The sequence below is a fragment of the Actinophytocola sp. KF-1 genome (genome assembly GCF_054661535.1).
Genome location: NZ_BAAFVK010000007.1, coordinates 291,696 through 312,990 on the forward strand (window position 1 = coordinate 291,696; position 21,295 = coordinate 312,990).

The following is a 21,295-nucleotide window of genomic DNA, read 5'->3' on the forward strand; positions in this document are numbered from 1 at the left end:
CATTGCGCTTCTCCCTCCATCACCTGGTCGAGCCCATCAGGACCATCGCATGCTAACCCCACTGGCGGGAACATGCGTTCGATACACGCGGCAAAGTGGCCGATCAGACACGTTCCTGATCAGGATTTGACTCCAGCGACGATCGCTTCGATACTCGGCGAACACATGTTCGATCGCTGGCTTCCCCCCGGCGTGTGGGTCGGGTGGGGAGTGACAGTCGTGGGCTTCAACAGTGGTGGCCGGAGCTGGGCGGAGCTGGAGCGCGCGCTGTCCGGGACGTCAGACCCGCCGGTCGGCGATGGCGGGGACAGCCCAGCCTGGTCACGCAAACGCGAGGGGTACGCAGGCCCGCCGCCCGATTTGGCCGGCCGGTTCATGAGCGACGACCTGTGTGGCGCCGGAGTACGCGTCCCGTACGCCGAACTGCATGTCCACTCGAATTTCAGCTTCCTCGACGGCGTCAGCCACCCCGAGCAGCTGGTGGAGGAGGCGGCGCGGGCGGGATTGGATGCGATCGCGCTCACCGACCATGACGGCATGTACGGGGTGGTGCGGTTCGCCGAAGCAGCCCGCGAGCTGGGCGTGCGGACCGTGTTCGGCTCCGAACTGTCCCTGGACCTGCCCGGCCCGCAGAACGGTGTCCCCGACCCACACGGCAGACACCTGCTGTTGCTGGCACGCGGATTGGAGGGCTACCGGCGGATGTGCCGGGTGATCAGCAACGCCCACCTCCGCGGCGGGGAGAAAGGCCGCCCAGTCTATGACCTCGAGGAGGTCGTCGACGAGTTACGGGGGCATGTGGTCGCGCTGAGCGGCTGCCGCAAAGGCACCGTCCGTCACGCCCTCACCACCGTCGGGCCGGACGCGGCGTATGCGGAGCTGAAGCGGCTGCGGGACTGGTTCGGCCCCCACCACACGGTGGTCGAGCTGATCGACCACCAGCTCCCGCTGGACAGCCGCCACAACGACCTGCTCTACGACATGGCCGCCGAACTCAGGTTACCGTCGATCGCCAGCAACAACGTCCACTACGCCCAACCCCAGCAGAGCCGCCTCGCGGCCGCAGTCGCGGCAGTGCGTGCCCGCTCGCACCTCGAGGCGATGGACGGGTGGCTGCCACCCGCGCCGGTCGCGTTCCTGCGCACCGGCGAGGAAATGGCCCGCGTCTTCCGCCGCTACCCCGGCGTGGTGCAACGCGCCGCGCTGTTCGGGCTGGACTGCGCGTTCGACCTCCAGCTCGTCGCCCCGGAACTGCCGCCGTTCCCAGTCCCGGAGGGACACACCGAAGCCACCTACCTCCGCCACATCACCCAGCTCGGTGCCGCCCACCGCTACGGATCCCGCTCCACCAACCCGGAGGCCTATGCCCAGCTGGAGCATGAGCTGGCGATCATCGAGGAACTGAACTTCCCCGGCTACTTCCTGGTCGTCTGGGACATCGTGGAGTTCTGCCGCCGCAACAACATCCTCGCCCAAGGCCGCGGCTCAGCGGCGAACTCCGCGGTCTGCTACGCCCTCGGCATCACCAACGCCGACCCCGTCAAATGGAAACTGCTCTTCGAACGCTTCCTAGCACCCGAGCGGGACGGGCCACCGGACATCGACGTGGACATCGAGTCCGACCGCCGCGAAGAAGCCATCCAATACGTCTACACCAAACACGGCCGCCGCCACGCCGCCCAAGTCGCCAACGTCATCACCTACCGCGCGAAGTCCGCGGTCCGGGACATGGCCAAGGCGCTCGGCTACTCGACCGGGCAGCAGGACGCCTGGTCCCGCCAGATCGACCGCTGGGGCCCCATCGCGAAAGCCGACCCCGGCGAGAAACACCCCATCCCCGACGACGTCCTCGCCCTCGCCCACCAAATCGGCGACGCACCCCGCCACCTCGGCATCCACTCCGGCGGCATGGTCATCTGCGACCGGCCCGTCTCCGAAGTCGTCCCGGTCGAACACGCCCGCATGAAAGACCGCACCGCGCTCCAGTGGGACAAAGACGACTGCGCCGCCGTCGGCCTAGTCAAATTCGACCTCCTCGGCCTCGGCATGCTCTCCGCCATCCACTACACCATCGACCTGGTTCGCGAACACGAGCACGTCGAGGTCGACATCGCGAAACTCGACCTCGCCGACCCCAACGTCTACGACATGCTCTGCGCCGCCGACGCCGTCGGCGTGTTCCAGGTCGAGTCCCGCGCCCAGCTCGCCACCCTCCCCCGCCTGCGGCCACGCGAGTTCTATGACCTCGTCGTCGAAGTCGCCCTCATCCGCCCCGGCCCCATCCAGGGCGGCTCGGTCCACCCCTATATCCGGCGCCGCAACGGCGAGGCGTGGACGCATGCCCACCCCAAGCTCGCGAACGCGCTCGACCGCACCCTCGGCGTGCCCCTGTTCCAGGAGCAGGTCATGCAGATGGCCGTCGACGTCGCCGACTTCACCCCCGCCGAAGCCGACCAACTCCGCCGCGCCATGGGCGCCAAACGCTCCCGCGCGAAAATGGAACGTCTCCGGGACCGCTTCTACGAAGGCGCCGCCAAGAACGGGATCACCGGCAACCTGGCGGACATGATCTTCGGACAGATCGAAGCCTTCAGTGGTTATGGTTTCCCCGAAGCCCACTCCATGTCCTTCGCCCTGCTGGTGTATGCGTCGGCGTATCTGAAGCTCTATCACCCGGCCGCGTTCTGCGCTGGGCTGCTCCGCGCCCAACCGATGGGCTTCTACTCACCCCAGTCACTGGTCGCGGACGCCCGCCGGCACGGCGTCACCATCCTCCGACCGGACATCAACGCCAGCCTCGCCCACGCCACCCTTGAACCCTGCCCCGACAGCACCGGGGGTGTCGCTGTCCGTCTCGACCTCGGCTCCATCCGCACCATCGGCACCGACACCGCCCAAACCCTCGTCGACGAACGCAACACCCACGGCCCCTACCGCGACCTCGAGGACCTCGGCCGCCGCACCGCCCTCACCCAACCCCAACTCGAAGCACTCGCCACCAGCGGCGCGTTCACTTCGCTCGACACCCAGCGGCGTGAGGCGCTGTGGCAAGCCGGTGCGGTCGCCCGCGACCGGCCTCAGTATCTTCCCGGCACTGCCACGGCGGGTCACGCGCCCGCCCTACCTGGCATGACGGCGCTCGAGTTGACGGTTGCCGACGTGTGGGCCACCGGCATCACACCCGACCGCCACCCCGTCGAGTTCCTCCGCGCCCAACTCGACGAACTCGGCGCACTCCCCACCGCCGAAGTCGGAAACGTTCCGGACGGAACCCGCGTCCTCGTCGGCGGCGCCATCACCCACCGCCAACGCCCCGCCACCGCAGGCGGCATCACCTTCCTCAACCTCGAAGACGAAACCGGCATGCTCAACATCATCTGCAGCCCCGGCCTCTGGACCCGCTACCGACAACTCGCCCGCAACGCGCCCGCCCTTCTCATCCGCGGAATCCTCCAGAACACCAACGGTGTCTGCAGTCTCAACGCCGACCACCTCGAAGCCCTCAACCTCGACACTGCACACAGATCTCGCGACTTCCGATAGGCAGGACAACCCAGGTCCCGCATGCTTCTTTAAGATCTCAGGGATCCTGACCCTTTCTCAACGATCTTGGCCGGGACCGATCCAAAATCGGTGTTTTCGGCCCGACACGCCGGGCTGAGTTCCGACGGGATGGGCACTGTGAGTGATGACATCGGACCTTGTGAGTCCACGTAAGCGTGAGGGGAAGCCGGCGCGGGAGCTGTCGCCGGAGCAGGCGGCTGCGGCGGCGATGGTGGCCGAGGCCAAGGCTCGAGGGTTGGCGTTGACCGGCCCGGACGGTCTGCTGAAGCTGTTCACCAAGAACGTGTTGGAAACCGCGCTCGACGAAGAGATGACCGAGCACCTCGGCCACGAGAAGAACCAGGCCGAACCGGATCGGGAATCAACAAACGTGCGAAACGGTGCCCGGTCGAAGACCGTGATCTCGGATGCCGCCGGCGAGGTCGAGATCAACGTGCCGCGGGACCGCGAAAGTACGTTCGAACCGCAGATCGTGAAAAAGCGGCAGCGTCGGCTCACGGATGTGGACGAGATCGTGCTGTCGCTGTATGCGAAAGGGATGACCACCGGCGATATCTCCGCGCATTTCGCCGAGATCTACGGTGCGTCGGTCTCCAAGGAGACGGTTTCACGGATCACTGACAAAGTGGTCGCGGAAATGCAGGAGTGGGCCAACCGGCCGCTCGACGTCGTCTACGCGGCGGTGTTCATCGACGCGATCCACGTCAAGGTCCGCGACGGCCAGGTCGCCAACCGGCCCGTCTACGCCGCCATCGGGGTCACCGTGGACGGCCACAAGGACGTCCTGGGCCTGTGGATGGGCGTCGGTGGCGAGGGCGCGAAGTTCTGGATGAGCGTGCTGATCGACCTGAAGAACCGCGGCGTCCGGGACGTGTTCTTCCTCGTCTGCGACGGGCTGAAAGGCCTGCCGGAGGTGGTGGCGAACGTGTGGCCGCAAACGATCGTGCAGACCTGCATTGTTCACCTGATCAGGAACACGTTCCGGCTCGCGTCCCGCCGGGACTGGGACGCGGTGAAAAGGGACATCAAACCCATCTACACCGCACCCAACCCCGACGCCGCACTCGCCGCACTGGATGAACTCGACGAGAAATGGGGCAGCAAGTACACGGCAATGATTCGACTGTGGCGCAACGCCTGGAACGAATTCGTGCCATTCCTCGACTACGACATCGAGATCCGCCGCATGATCTGTTCCACCAACGCGATCGAATCCCTCAACGCCCGCTACCGGCGGGCGATCCGCGCACGCGGGCATTTCCCGACCGAACAGGCCGCGATGAAATGCCTGTATCTTGTGACCCGCAGCCTGGACCCCACCGGCACAGGCCGCACCCGATGGACGATGCGCTGGAAGCCCATACTCAACGCCTTCGCCATCACGTTCGGTGACCGCTGGCCGGACGCCGAAACCTACTGATCAACAACGCCGGAAACACCGATCACGGGACAGACCCTCTTGGCCCCTCGTTGGCCCATGGGCCATAACGTGAGAACATAGCAGCGGGCAGCGCAACGTACTTGACTTCGGCGGCCGACCGGAAGTCGAAGGCGATCTCGAAGGCGTTGAGCGCGGGTTTTCCGACGTAAGACACGCGCGTATGTGCTCCACCGTCTTGTTGGTGCCTCCGGGTTGAATGGACGTCAGTAGCAGGGCTGGCAGCAGCGAGACGAACCGGTTGGAGCGAAGGAGGCGCCGCGTGCCCGAGAGCCGCCATCGCTACCTTTACGAGCGCCTCGGCGACCAGGACTTCCAGCAGCTCGTGAGCGCTCTGCTCGCGAATCAGTTCCCCGATTACATCCCCATGGCCCTCCGTCAGGCTGACGGTGGCCGCGATGGCCTGCGCAAGGTCGATGCCTCGAAGGTACTGATCTACCAGGTCAAGTGGTCGGTGAACGGGAAGGAAAAGGACGCAGTCAGCTGGCTTGACCAAGTCGTCCGCTTGGAGGAGACCAATCTGCGTCGCCTGGCCGGCGAGGGCGTGCGTAACTACATCTTGGTCACCAATGTGGGCAGCACGTCCACGCGGGGGTCGGGCACCTTCGACCAGCTGGACGAGAAGCTCGAGCAGTATGCAGAGGCGTTCGGGTACGAGCGGATGACCTGCATCTGGCGGGAGGCGCTCAATCCGTGGGTCGACAACGCGCCGACCGAAACTAAGTGGGCTTATGCCGACATGCTCGCAGGGTGGGATCTTGTCCGGTACCTCGTTGCCGAACACGTCGGCGTCGGCAAGGACAAAGCGCACCGTGACCTGATCCGCAAGGTCGCCGCAGCTCAATGGGAAGACGACAAGCGGGTCAAGTTCAGCCAGTCCGACGTGGATAGGGAGAAGGTGCTGGACCTCTTCGTCGATGTCACCGCCGACAGGGTCCAGATCGCAGCCAGCAAGCGCCCGCAATCAGCGCCGACCACCCTGGGCGGCGCCGCCGCCTACCTACTCCACACTCCGGCCCCGTTTACCCTCGTCCGGGGTGCACCAGGACAGGGCAAATCGACCCTCAGCCAGTACGTCTGCCAAGCCCACCGTAGGGCCTTCATCCCGGAGGCAGAGCGCCCCGATACGCTGCCCGAACTTGATCAGCCACGATTCCCCATCAGGCTCGACCTGAGTGACTACGCGCTGTGGCTCAGCGGATACGATCCGTGGGATCACTCCGACGACCGCAAGCGGCTGAAGGGAAATCCGCGCAAGGGCGAGCGGGCTACCCTCGAATGCTTCCTCGCTGACCTGTTGACCCACGAGAGCGGCGGAATCCCTACCGACGCGAAGACGGTGCAGGACATCTTCGAGCGAGTACCCAGTCTCGTAGTCCTCGACGGACTAGACGAGGTCGGCAGCACCACCGCGCGCGGCAGGATCGTCAGAGAGATCGACAAGTTCGTCGGTCGCGGCAAGGCCTACACCGATCCGCCCAAAGTCGTCGTCACCACACGTCCCAGTGCCGGTGAATTGCCTGAACCGTCGCCGAGCCTGTTCGAGATCGTCACTCTCAACCAGCTCACCGTCCAGCAACGGGACGCTTACCTGCGTAAATGGTGCGCGGTCCGCGGGATCAAGGGCAGAGACGGAAGTGTCCTGCGGACGAGCTTCAGGGAGAAGAGCCGCGAACCGTATATCAACGAGCTCGCGGGCAACCCGATGCAGCTGACCATCCTTCTGGATCTACTCCATGAGCAGGGTGCTGCAACGCCCACCCAGCGTACAGATCTCTACGACAAGTACGTTGACCTTCTGCTGGCTCGTGAAGCGAACAAGCACCCCAAGGCCGTTCGCGACCACAAGGAAGAACTCATCGAGATCATCCCGTTCCTCGGCTGGTACCTCCACGCGCACGCCGAGGAGTCGCAGATCGACGGCCGCATGCGCATCGAGGAGCTGAAGGAAGCAATGCGGCATTATCAACGCACCTACGGCAACCGCGAATCGATCGTCGACCAGCTCTTCGAAGGAGCCAGCGACCGTCTATGGGCGCTGGCCAGCAAGATCGACGGAACCTACGAGTTCGAGGTCCTCTCCCTGCGCGAGTATTTCGCTGCCCGGTTCCTGTACCGCAACGCGGGTGAAGACAATCCGACCTTCGACAGCGCCACGGTGCTGCGCGAGCTGCTGCGCCGACCGTACTGGCTCAACACCGCCAGGTTCTACGGCGGCAACGCAAAGGGCAACGGCATCTACGCCTTGACCGCGGGTATCGAGGAAGAGCTGGCCCACAGCACGGCACCTGCACCCTATCTGGCAGCGTGGGCACTGCTCACCGATGGCGTCTTCCAACGCCGGCCACGCGAGGCACGCAAAGTCCTCGCTGCCTTGTGCACAGACGCTGGGCTCACCATCCTGTTGCCCGCGCTCGACCGCCGCGACATCGTCGCCCTACCCGCGCTGCCAGACCTCCCTGCCGAGGATGGTCCCGATCCCACCTGGACGCGCCTCACGACGCTGATCAACAACAACCCGGCAGACAATGCGAACACTCAGCGGACACGCGCGCTACGGGAGCTGTTGAACCAGCGCGGCCGGTTCAGGACATGGTGGTATGAGAAGGTCACTGAAGCTATCGGGACCCCTCAACAGAACGCATGGCTCAGAGTCGGCGCCGAATGCGAAGCAGCCGCAGGTGTCGCTGCTGGGTTCGAGCACATCGACCTGTCCGACGGCACTGCGGAACTCTTCCTGAACACCGGGCTCGTCCCACCAACCGGAAGCACGCTCGAAACAGCACTCCTCGACGCAGTTCTGGACGGTGAGTGCCCTCGCGTGACATCGACTCGATCCATGCCGGCGCAGGTCGCCGTTGCTCTGTCTCCAGATGCCTTCCTCACAAACTCCGAAAGAGGGTTCGACCTCACCGAGGAGAACACAATCCGTCGTCGAAACCAGGCGATCAAATGGCTCAGAAGCGCAGGATCTCCGTACGTACAGATCGCCAAGCAACGCGCATTCAAAATCGGGCAGAAGGGCAGCACGTTCCCCTGGGCGGAAACCGCAGCCGCGCTACACGAACACACCGGGCGTTGCTGGCTCGCCACGGAGATCGCCATCATCGGTGCCGCCTCTCCTTTCCCAACCGCATACACCAAGAAGCCCGAAGCGACCGCCTTCGGCAGCGCGAGCCACCCGTCCCAACTCCTAGCCCAGACCCGCGCCAACAACGGCGACGCCAACTGGTGGCGTCGACAGCTAGCCGCCATCGACGCCGACCTCGACCGAGCAGGGTGGGCACTCGCTCTCTGGGTTACAGGCACCAGCACCGTCGTCTCGGAACTGCTGCCCGTCTTGACGGCAGTTCTCGGACAGCTCCCGGTCTCACGTCGCCGAACGGTCCTGCGAGCAGCCGAACAGATCGCCCGCTTCGGCTGGTTGAAGAATCGTCCGGTCACCGGTGACACCACCGATACCGACCTGGCCGCACTGAACCAGCTCCGAGTACCGCCATCGACGGCTGATCGACACCATGGGCCGGTCGAGCCGCACGACCAGCCAACGCCGCAAGCCTCCCTTCTCAGCGTCGCCAGGGCAGAACGATGGCTCAAGGTCGACGCGCACCCCGCCTACCGATAGCGTCGACAACGCGTCTCCTCAGCCGACCATGGAAATCACGAATGGCCACGCCGTCCGCGAGGAGGCAGTTACGGAAGCACCCGTCGAGCACCCCAGCCGGTGTCGACAAGCCGGGAACCGACACGCTGATTCGCGTGGCGCTGTACTGGCGGACCATCTCACGACTACGGCAACGGGAGTATCGCACGTGCTAACCGAACTCCTCGCGCACGGAAAAGCGTGCAAGAGCGGCCGCACTAATCGGAGCGCTCAGGTGTGGTGAGTATCCGGATGTCCCGCCACACATGCTCGTAGCTCTGGTGCGCCTCACGGACCCAAGCGGGCACATCGCTCCAGTTGACCGATACCTCGCGCTCTCCCCATCCAACCTGCACGATCCGGCGCTCGGCAGCGAACTCGACGATCAAGGCTCGGCGTATGAACAGCAGTTGTCCACTCCACGGTCCCTCCGCACGGAAGGTCGCCGATGCTCGGGCGCCGTCGAGGCCAACGAGATCCAAGGTGCCGGGCAGCTGACGAAGCCCGAACCGGGCAGCGAGCTTGAACGACGGCACGTCGTAAGGCCGCTTCAGCGCCGTCGGTGATTCGCCTTCACCGAGCGATAGGTCCACTGCCACTTGTTCGAACCCGATACCGTCGTCTTGCCAATTCTGACGTAACCCAGGATTGGAGTAGCGGGCATCGTCGTCGTAGCGCAGCTCGAATCTAGGGCTCCAGGGCACCTCTCCGGCGAAGACACCACTCACTGTTGGAAGCTCGGGAAAGAAGTCATTTCCGGGGTACTTGCGCTCGGTGATCATCTCGAGTGCGGGGTCCACATCGATCGGTTCCAGCAGGAGCGTACGAAAGAACCCAAAGACGCATCGCCCATCGCGTCGATGCTCCAAAAACCCTTCCACGAGTAGCCATCCACTGGCGACGTCGTGGATCTCGTTGGGTGACCAGAGCTCGTCTGATATATCCACCGCACCGGTTCGTAGCCACGTCTTGTCGTCTATGGTTCCGGTAGGTGCCCACTCCGGGAGCGGAAAGGGAGCAACTGGGGGTTCGTCGGGGAAGGAAGGGTCGATGTCAGGTGTCACGTTTCGTCCACCACCGGCCCAAGGGTCCCGGATCTGCCCGGCATCGGAGAGCCGACCGATCAGCTCGTAGTAGGCGATCCATCCGTATTTCTTGCCGTAGCGCTCCACCTTTGCGCGTGCACGCCCGAACCGGCTGTTGCCTTCGGCGATTGCCCGGTCGATGTCGCCGAGCAGCGCGGCACGCCAACCAAGGTCCCACACTCGAGCCATGACCTCGCCGCGGGCACGGCGATACCCCTCGTGTTTGAAGTCGTAGTTTGCTCTGCCTTCGATGACGGACCCGATCACATAGTTCTCGAAGTCCATACCGAATGTGCTGTCGCACTCTTTGGCGTTCGGGTCGTCATCAGCCATTACCGGAGCCGGTGGTGCGCCAGCGAACGCCAGCGCGAATGGGTCGATGCCAGCGGGTACGGCACCAGCGTGCAGAGTTCCAGCGAACTCGAAGGTTGCCCGTACGTAGCTACGCAGCAGCTCATGGGCCGTCAAGGTTGACCCTACGTCGAGGAAGCGGCCGCGCAACTCGATGAGCAACTCGCCGAGCGCGTGCTCGAACGGCCCCCCAGGATCGGGCATCTGGTGGGCACTGGCCGCACCGAACGCAGCACCGACGACCCGCTCGACGATGTACGGGTCGTCCACGTTCAGCATTCGAGCGGCAAGACCGAACAGACGCTTTGGCTCCGGCCGTCCGTAGCGCTGCAGTGCCTTCGTCGCAAGATTCCTCGTATCCTCATGCGTGGACGAAAGCAGCCAGGCGATCGCGAGCGCGTTCAGGTCGTCGGCTTCGACCCGGTCGAGGTTGTCAGCCCAGTACACGATCAATTCTTTGAGCTCGTCCACGAGCAGGTCGCCTGCGCTTTGACGAACCCATTCAGTCCACCTGCGGTCGCGCTCAGGCAGAGGTAACAGGCGAAGAGCCCGGTCGAGGAACGCAGCGTTGAGGCGGTGTGCAGGGGACGAGCGGACCTCCCACAGCCTGTCGAAGGGATGGTGGCCGCCATACTGGCGCGGCCTGCGCGTAGTCGAGTTCCAGGTGATGACCAACGTCACGAGTTCGTCAACCGTATCGTCATCGAGGTACTCAGACTCTGAGTTGAGTTCTTGGGCTAGTACCCAGGAACGATGCTGGTCCGGGGCGAGACGCCAGAGATGATGACCTCTGAACCGGCGGGGCAACACGCTGATCAGGCTGACGACAATGTCTTCACCGAGGGAATGGCCGTCCTCGCCGAAAAGGGACGCCCACAAGGAGTTGTCTGCGAGACGTTCCTCGACCTCGGCATAGGTCATGCGTCTGAGGAGTGCGTCAGCGATCAGGTATCCGGCGAAACGGTCAAAGAGGACCCCCGTTTCGGTGTCATCGGTGCCGTCGACCTCGTCGCGGAACAGCACTCCTTCCTCCTCAAGGCGCCGGAACAGGCTCTCGTCCCAGTTCATTTCTCCAGCATCGAGGATCGCCTTCGCATCATCAGAGGGGAGCTTGCGGGCCCGACGGGTCCACATCTCCCATGCGAGTGTGGCGAGACGTCGCTTGATCTGGTCAGCGGGTATCGATACCCGTGCGGGGTCATTGGCTAGCCGGTGGATCACCCCATCGCGGTACAGCTCGAACACACCGATCAGCGAGGTCGGCAACGCCTCGACACCAACCGGATTCTGGCGAAGCGGGTTGGCGGCCTCACAGTACATGCGGACGAACAATGGGTTGTCGAACATGCCCATTGGCAGCCAGGCACCAGTAGCCTCGATCAGGTAGTGATCGAAGTAGGCCTCAACGAGGTCGTGGACCTCGGACTCGCGCCACTCAAGACCGATGGTTGTGGCCCCAGCCGGCACCGCACGAGCAGCAAGCGCCTCGCGAAGTGTAATGATCACCAGCACGTCCGGGTAGTCGCCAAGCGTCGGCATCAGTTCATCGAGCAGCTGGCGCCACTCCGAGGGGCGCTCGGCCTCGTTCAGGCCGTCGATCACCAATGGAATGCGGCTGCCAGCACGGGCACCCGCCGAGTTGAGAGCCGCGAGGAGATCTTCGAAACGCTCAACCTTCAGCCCCGGAATTCTCCGGGCCAGATCATCGAGACTTCCACCAGCTCGAAGCCGCCCGCCTTGGATGAACACCCCAGCTGATCGCCGATCTGTTGACGCGGTCAGCTGAGCAGCCAGATAGGTCTTACCCAGCCCGGCCGCGCCAACCACCGCTAGTAACGGGGCCTGCATGTCCGCCCGCGTGTCCTGCACCCACCGGACGACGTCACGGATCTCCGCCGCCAAGCCGGTGACGGTGAGAGCCACCGGGAGGCGCCGCCTCCTAAGCTGGAGGGTAAGGAAACGGAGTTGGCGAGGTGACGTGGTCGGTGGCTGCAGGTCTGCGATGCGCTCTCGAGCCTCCATCGGCCGACAGTTTTGTCCAGCGTCAACGATCGCCCGAACATCAGTGACGAATCGATCAAGATCGTCAGCGACAGCCTCTGCGCCTACGCGGACGGACTCATCGTCGATGTCAGCTAAGGCTTCACGGAGCACATTGCTGCGGGTAGCAATGTCGCTGACGTGCTCTTCAAGCTGGTCGAACGAAGCGGGACGCAAGAGGGCGCCTTCGATCTGCCGCTCCACATGGTTCGACGTGTGCAGCGGCTGTATCCAGCGCGCGGCGATCGGGGCGACGGAACGCTCGTGGGCCTTCGCGAGCAACTCCGGAGACAGGACAAGTTCCCCGAAGAAGGTGGAACGTAGCTCGTCGTGTCCGGAGAGCTCAGCATCGTAGTTCTCCGCCGCCCACAGCTGGACCGAAATGCCCTTGGCGGGGCCAAGGTCATCGATCCATTTTTCGTCCTTCTTTGCTGGACGTTGGGGCAGGCAAAGCACAAAGTCAGTCAGCCCGTCGACGTACTTGATCGCCTTGTCGAGCGACGTCTTGATCTGGCTGCGTTGTCCGCTGGTGAGTTCGTTGTTCTGCTCGAGGATGAACCACTTGCACGACCACCCCCAAACACGGCCTGGATCACCGAGTGCGCCAGGGTGTTCGACCCGTAGGTAGAACTCGACGCCGGGCTGTTGGCGCCGCTCGCGAAGTGTGCCCAATGCGCCGAAGCGGCGCGACACGATCGCTCGGGTAAGAACCTCGAAGTTCTCGTCCGCGGCACCAGGCAGCCGCGCCAAATGGGTTAGATCCACGTTTGCCTCAGCTGTTCTCGTTCGTCCGTGGCGTCCCGTCCTCGTTCCACTGGCGGCGGGAGAAGACCTCGACGCGCGCTCCGAGGTGGATGAGTACCTTCAGGAAGCCCTGGACGTCAGACTCCTCAGTCCAGACGCGAACGGTTGATTCTTTCCGCTCGATCGTGTGCTCCATCGCGTAGATGTCTACGTCGGAGCGGCCTAGTTCGTAGAGGTTCAGCTTGAGGAGTTCCTCGGTTACTGCTTTAGGCATGCGTTCCTCGGGGTGCATCCAGTCGCCGTCGGACCACTCAGCTTCCGCGAGGGCCTTCAGGGCCTGCATCCGCTCGATCGCCGCCTCCGCACCGGAGATCGTCTCAAACGTGCCGATTAGCACTAGGTCCATCGAGTGCTCGGAGCCGTAGCTACGCCAGATTTTCACACTGCCTGCCTCAGCATATGGACTGCCTCCAGGATGGAGTCCGCGATCGAAGTTCCCGTCGATGCGTACGCATGAGGACGAAGGACGCCGGTCGCGTCTACGTGCAGGTGTGCGTCCAGAGGACGCTCACCACGAATGGGCTCGACGGTCGGCACAGAGGCTTCGAACCCGGAACGGGAGATCGCAAGCCGCACCGGGGGCCTAGCAACCTGCACCCAACGGACGAGACGCTCTGCATCAGCTTCGGAAATACCCGGTGTGACCGCGGTTGGCTGCTCCGGTAGCAGGAGGAGCTCTGACGCTCCAACGTCGGCAGCGAACTCGGCCACGTCATCAAGCTGGCCGACAGTGTCCGCGTTCACAACCGTGTTGATGCCGATCGGAGCCACAGACCGAAGCCGCGCAGCCGCGTCGGCGACGGCGGCAAAGGGCCGCCCTCGGAGCCGCTCGTAGGTGACGCCGACGCCGTCAACGGACAGGCGCGCAAAGTGCACAACCCCCCGCAGCGCGTCGGCGAGAGAGGGAGTGAGGCGATGCCCATGCGTCGTGAAAGTGACTGCCATCGAGGTGGAGCGGGTGATCTGTGCGCAGAGTTGAGCGAAGCGCGGGTGCGATGTGGGCTCGCCGCCTCCGAAGCCAACACCGAGACACCCAGCGCCATCAAGTTCAGCTGCCCAGGAGACCACACGATCCACATTCAGCATGGCGGCGTGTTTTGGGGCGTAACAGTAGCCGCACCGGAGCTCACAGGCGTTTGTCAACGCAATCGACAGGTACCGGGGAGCGCTTGAGAGCTCCTCGGCAGGCACAGTGATCTCATCAAGCAGAACGTTTAGTCCGGACACGCGGTCGAACAGATGCACTCCAGCTTCGGACAGGCGGATCTTGCACGTCATCGACACCACCCCGTTACTCACTGTGCTGCTGGCCTTGATCGGTGCAACACCGTACGGCATCGACTCGGGACCTGCAGGTCCGTGTGGCGAGTAGGTTGCGCAAGTCAAACGCGCCAACCACCAGCCCGGCACCAGAACGAACACACACGAGCGCGTGTTCTCCCCGGTGCCGGACCTTGTTCGTCGCCCGCTCGTCATCGCGATCACGGCGGCGTTGAGGAAGTGCCACCGCACTGACAGTGATCTTGGACGCCATCCCGTGAGGCTGACGCGAAGCCGCAAGTCAAACAAGATCGACATGCCAAGCAGAGTGCAATCTAGGTCGATCATTTGAGCGGCCTCTGTGACAATCCGGGCCCTTTTCGGCGTGTTCTCACCTCCATGTGTGGTACAGCCAGAGCAGAACGGCGGCGGTGCCAATGCCCTTCTGCCAGGTCTTGGGCAGCACGCCAAGCGATACGAGCAGATTGGCGATCGCCAGCCACTTGCGCGGATCGCCGAACGCATCACCTGCGCCAGCCCGTGCCATGGCCATCACCTCCTCTCATCACCTGCGATGACCGCTACCTCATACAGCGTTGCACGACGGTTGTGGCCTGCGTGAGGTATGGCGCACGCCAGATTCATGTAATTTCCATAGCGTGCTTAACGTGATCGAGCCAGGAACGATCGACGACCTGGTCACCGACGCCGAGCGCATGGGTGAGAGCGTGACGCCCCGGATGATCCGTGCCTGGACCGCGGCGGGACTGCTCGACGCCCCGACGCGGCGACCTGCCGGGAAGGGCCACGGCTCGTTGCCAGCGCTCTACTCGCCCGCCCAGCGAGAGCTGTTCGTCACGCTGTTGCACCATCGGCACAACAACGGGATCAGAAGCCTGGCCAGAATCCCCGTCTTCGTGTGGATGTACTGGGGTGAGGGCCACGTCCCGCTTCGTCAGGTGCGGATCGCGTTGACAACCTGGCTCGACGACGCCACGACGAGCAAGAAGGTCGCGCGGCAGACCGCGCAAGAACTCCTCGCCCACCTGACCCACCCACAAGCAACACACGCTGCGCGTACACGTCTACGGGACGTCCTCGCCCAGGTGGCATACGCAGGTGGGCGCGGCGCCGACTTCGACCAGCTCGAACAAGCCGTCCGAGCTGTGTTCGAGCCAGGCCACGGCCAGGTGCGCCGGGCCATCGGCCACCCAGAGGCCGCGCTCATGGCCGAGACCACGGTCCACCTCCTCCGGGCCCGGCTGACCGCCCTTGCCCTCCTGCGTAACAGCGCCATCACCGACGACGACTTCCGCGACGCCCGCCACGCCCACCTACTCACCTTCGCCGAATACGCGGCGAAGCACCCAACGCTCGCCGCCGCCACTCCCGAGGACCAGCCGAACCTGTACGCACCTCTGAACCCAGAACTGGCACTCGCGCAGTGCTGCGGCAACCTGCTCACTACGCTCGGAGTACAGGCCATGCACCCAGACGTCGCAAACCGCGTCCGCCGGGCTCCTGCCCCACCAACCCAACCATGGCTGTGACGGGCTGGTGGGCAGCAGCGACATGAGATCCAGCTCGTTTAGACCGCGCCGCGGTTGCTGAAATCGCAACGCGACTTCTGCCGCCAGGAGTGCGCTCGCGGAGGCGTTGGAACGGCGTCTCGCCGCAGGGTCGATCCGTCGCCGCACACGCTCCCGCCGAAGAAAGTGCCACGTGATTGAAACCGATCTTGAGTGACATCGGGTGAGACAGCTCGGAACCAGCAGGTCGCAGAAGATCAATATGCCACTCGCGGCGAGGCCCTACACGCATCCCCGCGTTCCTTGCTCTATGCCAAGCTCTCAGTCGTCGCGGAGTACGTACTCCAGCCGGATGTCCTGTGCGGCTTCGTCGACTTCTCTGGGACTTCGCCAGTATCCACACACGAAACAGGTGCCGGCGCCGATACCGATGCCGAAGTCGTCGATGCTCTCGGCCACGAGGGTCTCGTTCCCACAGACCGGGCATTCCTGCAATGTCTCGTAGCCGCCAGAGGACGACCCGCAGTAGTCAGCGGCTTCCACGCGGCGCTGGATCTCCTCCTCGTCGAGGAGCGCGAGGTATCTGGTGGCGTTGTCCCGTAGCCACAGGTCTTGAGCCTTATCGCGGACGTAGTCGGCGTCGATCTCCGCATCCAGGAGCCCCCTGAGCTCGGAATGCCCATCGAGCGCGACAAGCGCGTCAACGTGGTGCCGCTCCAGCTCACCCTGCCGTGCTCGGCCGTGACGTACTCGGTGGACGATCCGGATCGCTTCCCGCAGCGTCGCAACCTCGATCCGAACCACGTCCACGCCACTGTCGTGCTCTGCCCCGATCGGGAGGAAAAGTTGGGGCGGCGGCTGTCCTTCTGGGAGGTTCGACACGGTGAGCGTCACGGTCGCCGGAATCGTCTCCGGTGCGCTCGCGATGCTCAACACCCGAACCTGACCGTCTGCCAGGTCAGTGCCGGACGCGGTCACGCTGCTGCCGGGACTCCCGGCCTTCTCGACGAGGACGTCCAGGAGACCCGATGCCGCCTTCACACGTGGTTCTGCGCCTCCGTTGCGACGCACTTCGAGTTCCGCTCCCGGCCAGGCGGTCGACACGATGACGGCCAAGCCGTTGTTCAACGCATGGTCGAACAGGGCCTCCATACCCGCCGCATGGGGATCACGGCTGACGGCGAACGCACAGCGCACATAGGCGTGGCTGCGCTGCCGCAATAGCCTTCTCCCCCTGGATATCGGTCTCACCACCCCGATATCGCTCGTGGCATGTTCGCCGTTGCGCCTGCACGCCAGCTCGACCGGGTGCGTGGCCGCGGGGCCGCCCACCCGGTCCGCTGGTCGTTACGGGGTGCGTTCGCAGACGAGCCGTGTGCCTTCCCAAAGGCAGGTCTGCCGGTATCCAGAGCGGAAGTCACCCAGCCAGGGGAAGGTGTCATCGGCTGGACGTCGCGGTGCGGTAGCGACGAAGTTGGCTGCGTCGTCGGGGTTGCCGATGCCGTCGTAGCGGGCCTGCAGCGGGTACGGGAAGGCTGGGCGGGGTGCGCACGACCTGGTCACCGCTCTTCTTCGTGGCGGTGATGCGGTCCGGTGCCTTGCCGTGTTCGACCCAGTCGTACATCGGGGTGAACATGTCGGCGATGTCCGGGCCGTGGCCGCCGGTGCAGTGGTAGACGCCGGGGAACAGGAACAGGCGGGCGAACTCCTGGGTGGCGCGTAGTCCGCCCATCCGTTGGGTGACGGCATGGTAGTAGGCGATGCTGCTGGTGGCGGGATCGCGGGGTCGGACCAGCCGTGCCAGATGAGCAGTTTGCCGTCGCGGTCGCGGAACCTACTGAGGTCGGGGTCCGTGGCGTCGTAGATGCCGCTCATCTGGCGGAGCTTGGTGAAGGTCCGCATGTCGAAGCGGTGATCGGCGAGGGTGAAGGTGCCGGGCGGGTTGTCCCACGAGCCGAAGAACTTCAGGTAGTTCAGGCCGAGTGCGGCCAAGCCGCTCATGCTCTGCCCTTGTGGGGCGACGACGTAGCCCCGCCAGGCGAGCTCTGTGCCGCGGGGCAGACTGTCGGGGAACAGGCGGCGGCCGCGGTCGTCGACCGGTCCTTGGTAGATCTTGCGCACGGTTTCGACCTGTGCGCTTGTCAGGCAGTCCGTGCGGTCGGTGCCGTTCGGGCAGCGAATGGTGGCGGGGTCGAACGTGCAGCTGCGCGGGTCGCTGAGCATGTTGTCGGCGAGGCCGTCCTCGGTGTCGCAGGCGGCGAGGACCTTGGTGTTGAGGAGTTGGAGCTTGTCGGCGTTCAGAATCTGGCGGCCGGACCGGTCGGTGTTCGCCTGGGCGATCCACGGGAAGAACTCACCAGCGAGGGCGGTGAGGTTGTTGCCCGGGGCACCGGCGATGATGCCGTCGAAGTCGTCCGGGTAGAGCTGGGCCTCCATCAGCGCCTGGCGGCCGCCGTTCGAGCAGCCCGCGAAGTACGGTGCAGTAGTGGGCGAACCCGCCGGACATGGCGGCGGCGTCACCCGAGCGGAACTCCGGCCGCGACTCCCACCACGAGCGGAGGAAGTTCGCCGGCAGTCCACTCGGCAGTGAGGTCTCGACGACGTCGTCGAGACCTGCGTCGACGACGGCCTGGCGGTAGGCGTCGTCGGCGAGGCTCTCGGTGGTGGCGATGAGCTTGGTGCCGAGGTAACACAGGTCGGCGCCGAGCGCGCGGGCGGCCAGGACCGCGGCGCCGTCCGACACCCCGCCTGCGAGGACGATCGGCCCATCGAACCGCGCGCGGACGGCCCGGACAAACGCGAACGGGTTCGCCGACCCGGTCTGGCCGCCGGCACCGGCGGTCAACAACACGAGCCCGTCGACACGCACGTCGAGCGCGCGGTCGACGTGCCGCATCGTGGCCACGTCGGCGAAAACCAGGCACCCGGCATCGTGGAGCGGCCCGACGACCGCGGCCGGCGAGCCGACGCTGGTGATGACGATCTCGACGCGGCGCCGTACGAGGCAATCGACGTCGGCCGCGAGCCGCTCGTTGGTGCGGTGCACGACGAGCGAAGTCCCGCGACCCGCGGGTACGGGAAGGCCGATGAACGCAGTGACAGACCGAGCGCCAGCGGCGGCGCGACGCCAGCCACGTGACCGGAAGACGCAGATCATCGCGGTTGCAGCGGACCACTTCTACCGGCTCGGCTACCACAACGTCGGCACGGAGGACGTCGCGAGCACGGTCGGCATCACCGCGGGCGCGCTCTACCGCCACTTCGGAACAAGCAGGAGCTACTCGCCCGCACCATCATCGACGGACTCGACCGCGCAGTGTCAGCCGTCGAATCGGTGAGCGCGGACGACCTCGACGCGATGCTCACCGGGCTCGCCGCCCGCGCGGTCGAGCGCCGGGACATCGGGATCCTGTGGACGAGGGAGTCCCGCCACCTCACCGACGAGCAACGCGCCGAGATGCGGCAGCGGTTCTTCGTCGTACCGAACCGGCTGTCGTCCGCGCTGCGTGCCACCCGCCCGGACCTGTCCGAATCGGACGCCGAGCTGCTGGCCTGGGCCGTGCTCGCCATCCTGACCAGCCCGTCGTACCACGCCACCGAGATGCCCGCCGAACAGCTGGCCGCACTGCTGCACCACTTCGCGGGGACGGTCTGCGCGACCCGGGACCTGGGCGAAGACGCACCGACAATGCCGGCGGCACCGGAACCTGGAAGCGGCCTCGCCCCCGGTTCACGCCGTGAAGCGCTGCTGTCCGCCGCCACGAAGCTGTTCAACCAGCACGGCTACCACGCAGTGAGCATGGACGACATCGGCGCCGCGGTCGGCATCAAGAGCGCCAGCGTCTACAACCACTTCACGGTCAAGTCGGACCTGCTCGTCGCGGCACTCACCCGCGCGGCGGGCACACTCCAGCTGGACATGTCCCGCGCCCTGGTGTCGGCGTCCACCGCGCACGACGCCCTGCACGGCGCGCTCGACTCCTACATCCAGCTCGCCCTGTCCCACAGCGACCTGATCGGCGCCCTCGTGTCCGAGGTGATGAACCTCCCCGACCAGCAACGCCACGAGATCCGCCAGCTCCAGCACGACTACGTTGCCGAATGGGTCCGCCTGCTCCGCACCGACCGCCCCGGCCTGGACGAGCCCACCGCCCGTTTCACGTTCAAGCGACACTGATGGTGATCAACGACGTTGCCCGCACCGGCCACGTGCGCCGACGCCCCGAAATCGCCCGCGACCTGCACGCTATCGCTGAGGCCTTGCTCGACCAGGCTGCGCACTCCGACACCTCGAACTCTTAGGGCCCTGCCCTGGGCGTTTCCAGCCGGAACCCGACCTCCGGCGTGGTTGCAAGTCCGTCCGGACCACGCGGTTTACGCTTCTTGTCGAACACTTGTACCCATGTGCACGCGTGTCGGCCGACAGGGGCCGACCAGTGCCCTAAAAAATCTTGAACTCGGGCGAAGGATTTCGGAGGACCGCGCACCTAAGAGGGCAGTGAGCTCCTTGTTCTGGAGGTCAGTGCCCGCCCCGGAGGGTCAGCGCTATGCACGAGCAGCCTCGACGGTCGCCACCGGCGACGCGCCAGGAGCTCGCGCGGCTAGAACCGGGATATCCCGGCGAGCAGCAGGTCAGGCCGGTGCCCCGGCAGTGGCTTCGGGACGACGAGTCCGCCGCGGACCGTCTCGACCGGCTGCTCGCCGACGCGAAGCTCATCGACCGTCTCCAGTGGTCGAGCTTCCAGGGGCCCGAGTACGACCGGTTCGCCGAGGAACTGGCCCGCTACGGGCTGGCCGTGCTGAGCAGCTGGATGTACAAGGGCACGATCTTCGAGCGTGTCAAGGCCCGCGGGTTCGGCGCACTCCCACCGCTCCCGGAACCCGGCTGGGACATCGACGACCGGGACGGGCTGGCTCACCTCACGGTCGCGGTCGCCTTGCAGAAGTTCCGGGAGCAGGTCCTGCTCACCCATCGGTGGGACCACACCAAGGGCGCTACCCTCAAGACGTTCTTCATCGGTCAGTGCCTCATCCGGTTCGCCAACCACTACCGCGAGTGGCACCGCGAAACCACCAAGCACCACCAGCACCGCGGCCCCGACGAGATCGACTCAGACCGTGTTATCGACCGGTCCAGCGTCGAACACCATGCCGTGCAGCGCGACGAGGTCGAACGGGCACTCGCCCAACTACCGGAACGAACCCAGCAGGCCCTCGTCCTCTACGCCGAGGGCCACCCGCAGGAGGACATCGCGCAACGGCTCGGAATCAGCCTCAAAGCCCTCGAAAGCATCTTCAGCAGGCACCGCAAACGCATGACACAACGCAGGGAGCCCGATGAACGAGCATCATGAAACCATCAACCAGCTGATCGAACGGTCCTCCCTGGGCACCCCCGACGCGCGAGCGGCACGAGCGAGCGTGCCCCGCACCGTCGCCCGTCGGCTGGTCGCCGCGTCGACGACCAACACCTCGACCCTCCGCCGGGCTGTGGTGACCGGTCGGTGGGTGCGCACACCAACAAACACATCAAGAAAATCCACCGAGGGCGAAGGATAAGCCCGGCTCCGGCACTTACACC

The 21,295-nt window shown here is 65.1% G+C and carries 14 protein-coding genes; 7 read left to right on the forward strand and 7 right to left on the reverse strand.

Features of this window, described 5'->3' with window-relative positions; genetic code table 11:
* Window positions 1-219: 219 nt before the first annotated feature.
* From ACYQ77_RS22905 to ACYQ77_RS22915, 3 genes are all read left to right on the forward strand, one after another.
* A complete protein-coding gene (locus ACYQ77_RS22905) occupies window positions 220-3,543 on the forward strand; it encodes an error-prone DNA polymerase (RefSeq protein ID WP_459714516.1) in 3,324 nt (1,107 codons plus the stop codon).
* Window positions 3,544-3,688: 145 nt separating this feature from the next.
* A complete protein-coding gene (locus tag ACYQ77_RS22910; RefSeq protein ID WP_459714518.1) occupies window positions 3,689-4,984 on the forward strand; it encodes an IS256 family transposase in 1,296 nt (431 codons plus the stop codon).
* A 280-nt stretch (window positions 4,985-5,264) separates the two neighbouring features.
* Window positions 5,265-8,627 carry an NACHT domain-containing protein gene (locus ACYQ77_RS22915; RefSeq protein ID WP_459714520.1) on the forward strand — a complete coding sequence of 1,121 codons (3,363 nt, stop codon included), beginning with the start codon at window positions 5,265-5,267 and terminating at the stop codon, window positions 8,625-8,627.
* Between the two features lie 236 nt (window positions 8,628-8,863).
* Here ACYQ77_RS22915 and ACYQ77_RS22920 read toward each other — a convergent pair whose 3' ends face one another.
* From ACYQ77_RS22920 to ACYQ77_RS22935, 4 genes are all read right to left on the reverse strand, one after another.
* Window positions 8,864-12,886: an NACHT domain-containing protein gene (locus ACYQ77_RS22920; RefSeq protein ID WP_459714522.1), complete on the reverse strand. Its 4,023-nt coding sequence runs from the start codon at window positions 12,884-12,886 to the stop codon at window positions 8,864-8,866.
* A gap of 7 nt (window positions 12,887-12,893) precedes the next feature.
* The gene (locus tag ACYQ77_RS22925) at window positions 12,894-13,307 is read right to left on the reverse strand and encodes a DUF6375 family protein (RefSeq protein ID WP_459714524.1); all 414 of its coding nucleotides are present in this window, start codon (window positions 13,305-13,307) and stop codon (window positions 12,894-12,896) included.
* Entirely contained in the window at window positions 13,304-14,203 is a 900-nt protein-coding gene (locus ACYQ77_RS22930) for a radical SAM protein (protein WP_459714526.1), read from the reverse strand. Before ACYQ77_RS22930 ends, ACYQ77_RS22925 begins: the two co-directional genes overlap by 4 nt.
* 373 nt (window positions 14,204-14,576) lie before the next feature.
* Window positions 14,577-14,732 (reverse strand): hypothetical protein, encoded by a 156-nt coding sequence (locus ACYQ77_RS22935; protein WP_459714527.1) that lies wholly within the window; start codon window positions 14,730-14,732, stop codon window positions 14,577-14,579.
* A 121-nt stretch (window positions 14,733-14,853) separates the two neighbouring features.
* Between ACYQ77_RS22935 and ACYQ77_RS22940 the strand changes: the two genes are divergently transcribed.
* A complete protein-coding gene (locus ACYQ77_RS22940) occupies window positions 14,854-15,735 on the forward strand; it encodes a MerR family transcriptional regulator (protein ID WP_459714529.1) in 882 nt (293 codons plus the stop codon).
* Window positions 15,736-16,035: 300 nt separating this feature from the next.
* Here the strand turns inward: ACYQ77_RS22940 and ACYQ77_RS22945 are convergent, their stop codons facing one another.
* The 3 genes from ACYQ77_RS22945 to ACYQ77_RS22955 all read right to left on the reverse strand — a co-directional run bounded on the left by ACYQ77_RS22945 (window position 16,036) and on the right by ACYQ77_RS22955 (window position 18,760).
* A complete protein-coding gene (locus tag ACYQ77_RS22945) occupies window positions 16,036-16,866 on the reverse strand; it encodes a hypothetical protein (RefSeq protein ID WP_459714531.1) in 831 nt (276 codons plus the stop codon).
* Window positions 16,867-17,061: 195 nt separating this feature from the next.
* The gene (locus ACYQ77_RS22950; RefSeq protein WP_459714533.1) at window positions 17,062-18,150 is read right to left on the reverse strand and encodes a tannase/feruloyl esterase family alpha/beta hydrolase; all 1,089 of its coding nucleotides are present in this window, start codon (window positions 18,148-18,150) and stop codon (window positions 17,062-17,064) included.
* Window positions 18,068-18,760 carry an NAD(P)H-dependent flavin oxidoreductase gene (locus ACYQ77_RS22955; RefSeq protein WP_459714536.1) on the reverse strand — a complete coding sequence of 231 codons (693 nt, stop codon included), beginning with the start codon at window positions 18,758-18,760 and terminating at the stop codon, window positions 18,068-18,070. The genes ACYQ77_RS22950 and ACYQ77_RS22955 overlap by 83 nt, the downstream gene beginning before the upstream one ends.
* 40 nt (window positions 18,761-18,800) lie before the next feature.
* On the opposite strand from ACYQ77_RS22955, the gene ACYQ77_RS22960 reads away from it, so the two are divergent.
* From ACYQ77_RS22960 to ACYQ77_RS22970, 3 genes are all read left to right on the forward strand, one after another.
* On the forward strand, window positions 18,801-19,052 hold the full coding sequence (locus ACYQ77_RS22960; protein WP_459714538.1) for a TetR/AcrR family transcriptional regulator: 252 nt from the start codon (window positions 18,801-18,803) through the stop codon (window positions 19,050-19,052).
* Window positions 19,031-19,891 (forward strand): TetR/AcrR family transcriptional regulator, encoded by an 861-nt coding sequence (locus ACYQ77_RS22965; protein WP_459714540.1) that lies wholly within the window; start codon window positions 19,031-19,033, stop codon window positions 19,889-19,891. The genes ACYQ77_RS22960 and ACYQ77_RS22965 overlap by 22 nt, the downstream gene beginning before the upstream one ends.
* Window positions 19,892-20,261: 370 nt before the next feature.
* The gene (locus ACYQ77_RS22970) at window positions 20,262-21,068 is read left to right on the forward strand and encodes an RNA polymerase sigma factor (RefSeq protein ID WP_459714542.1); all 807 of its coding nucleotides are present in this window, start codon (window positions 20,262-20,264) and stop codon (window positions 21,066-21,068) included.
* The last annotated feature ends 227 nt before the right edge of the window (window positions 21,069-21,295 follow it).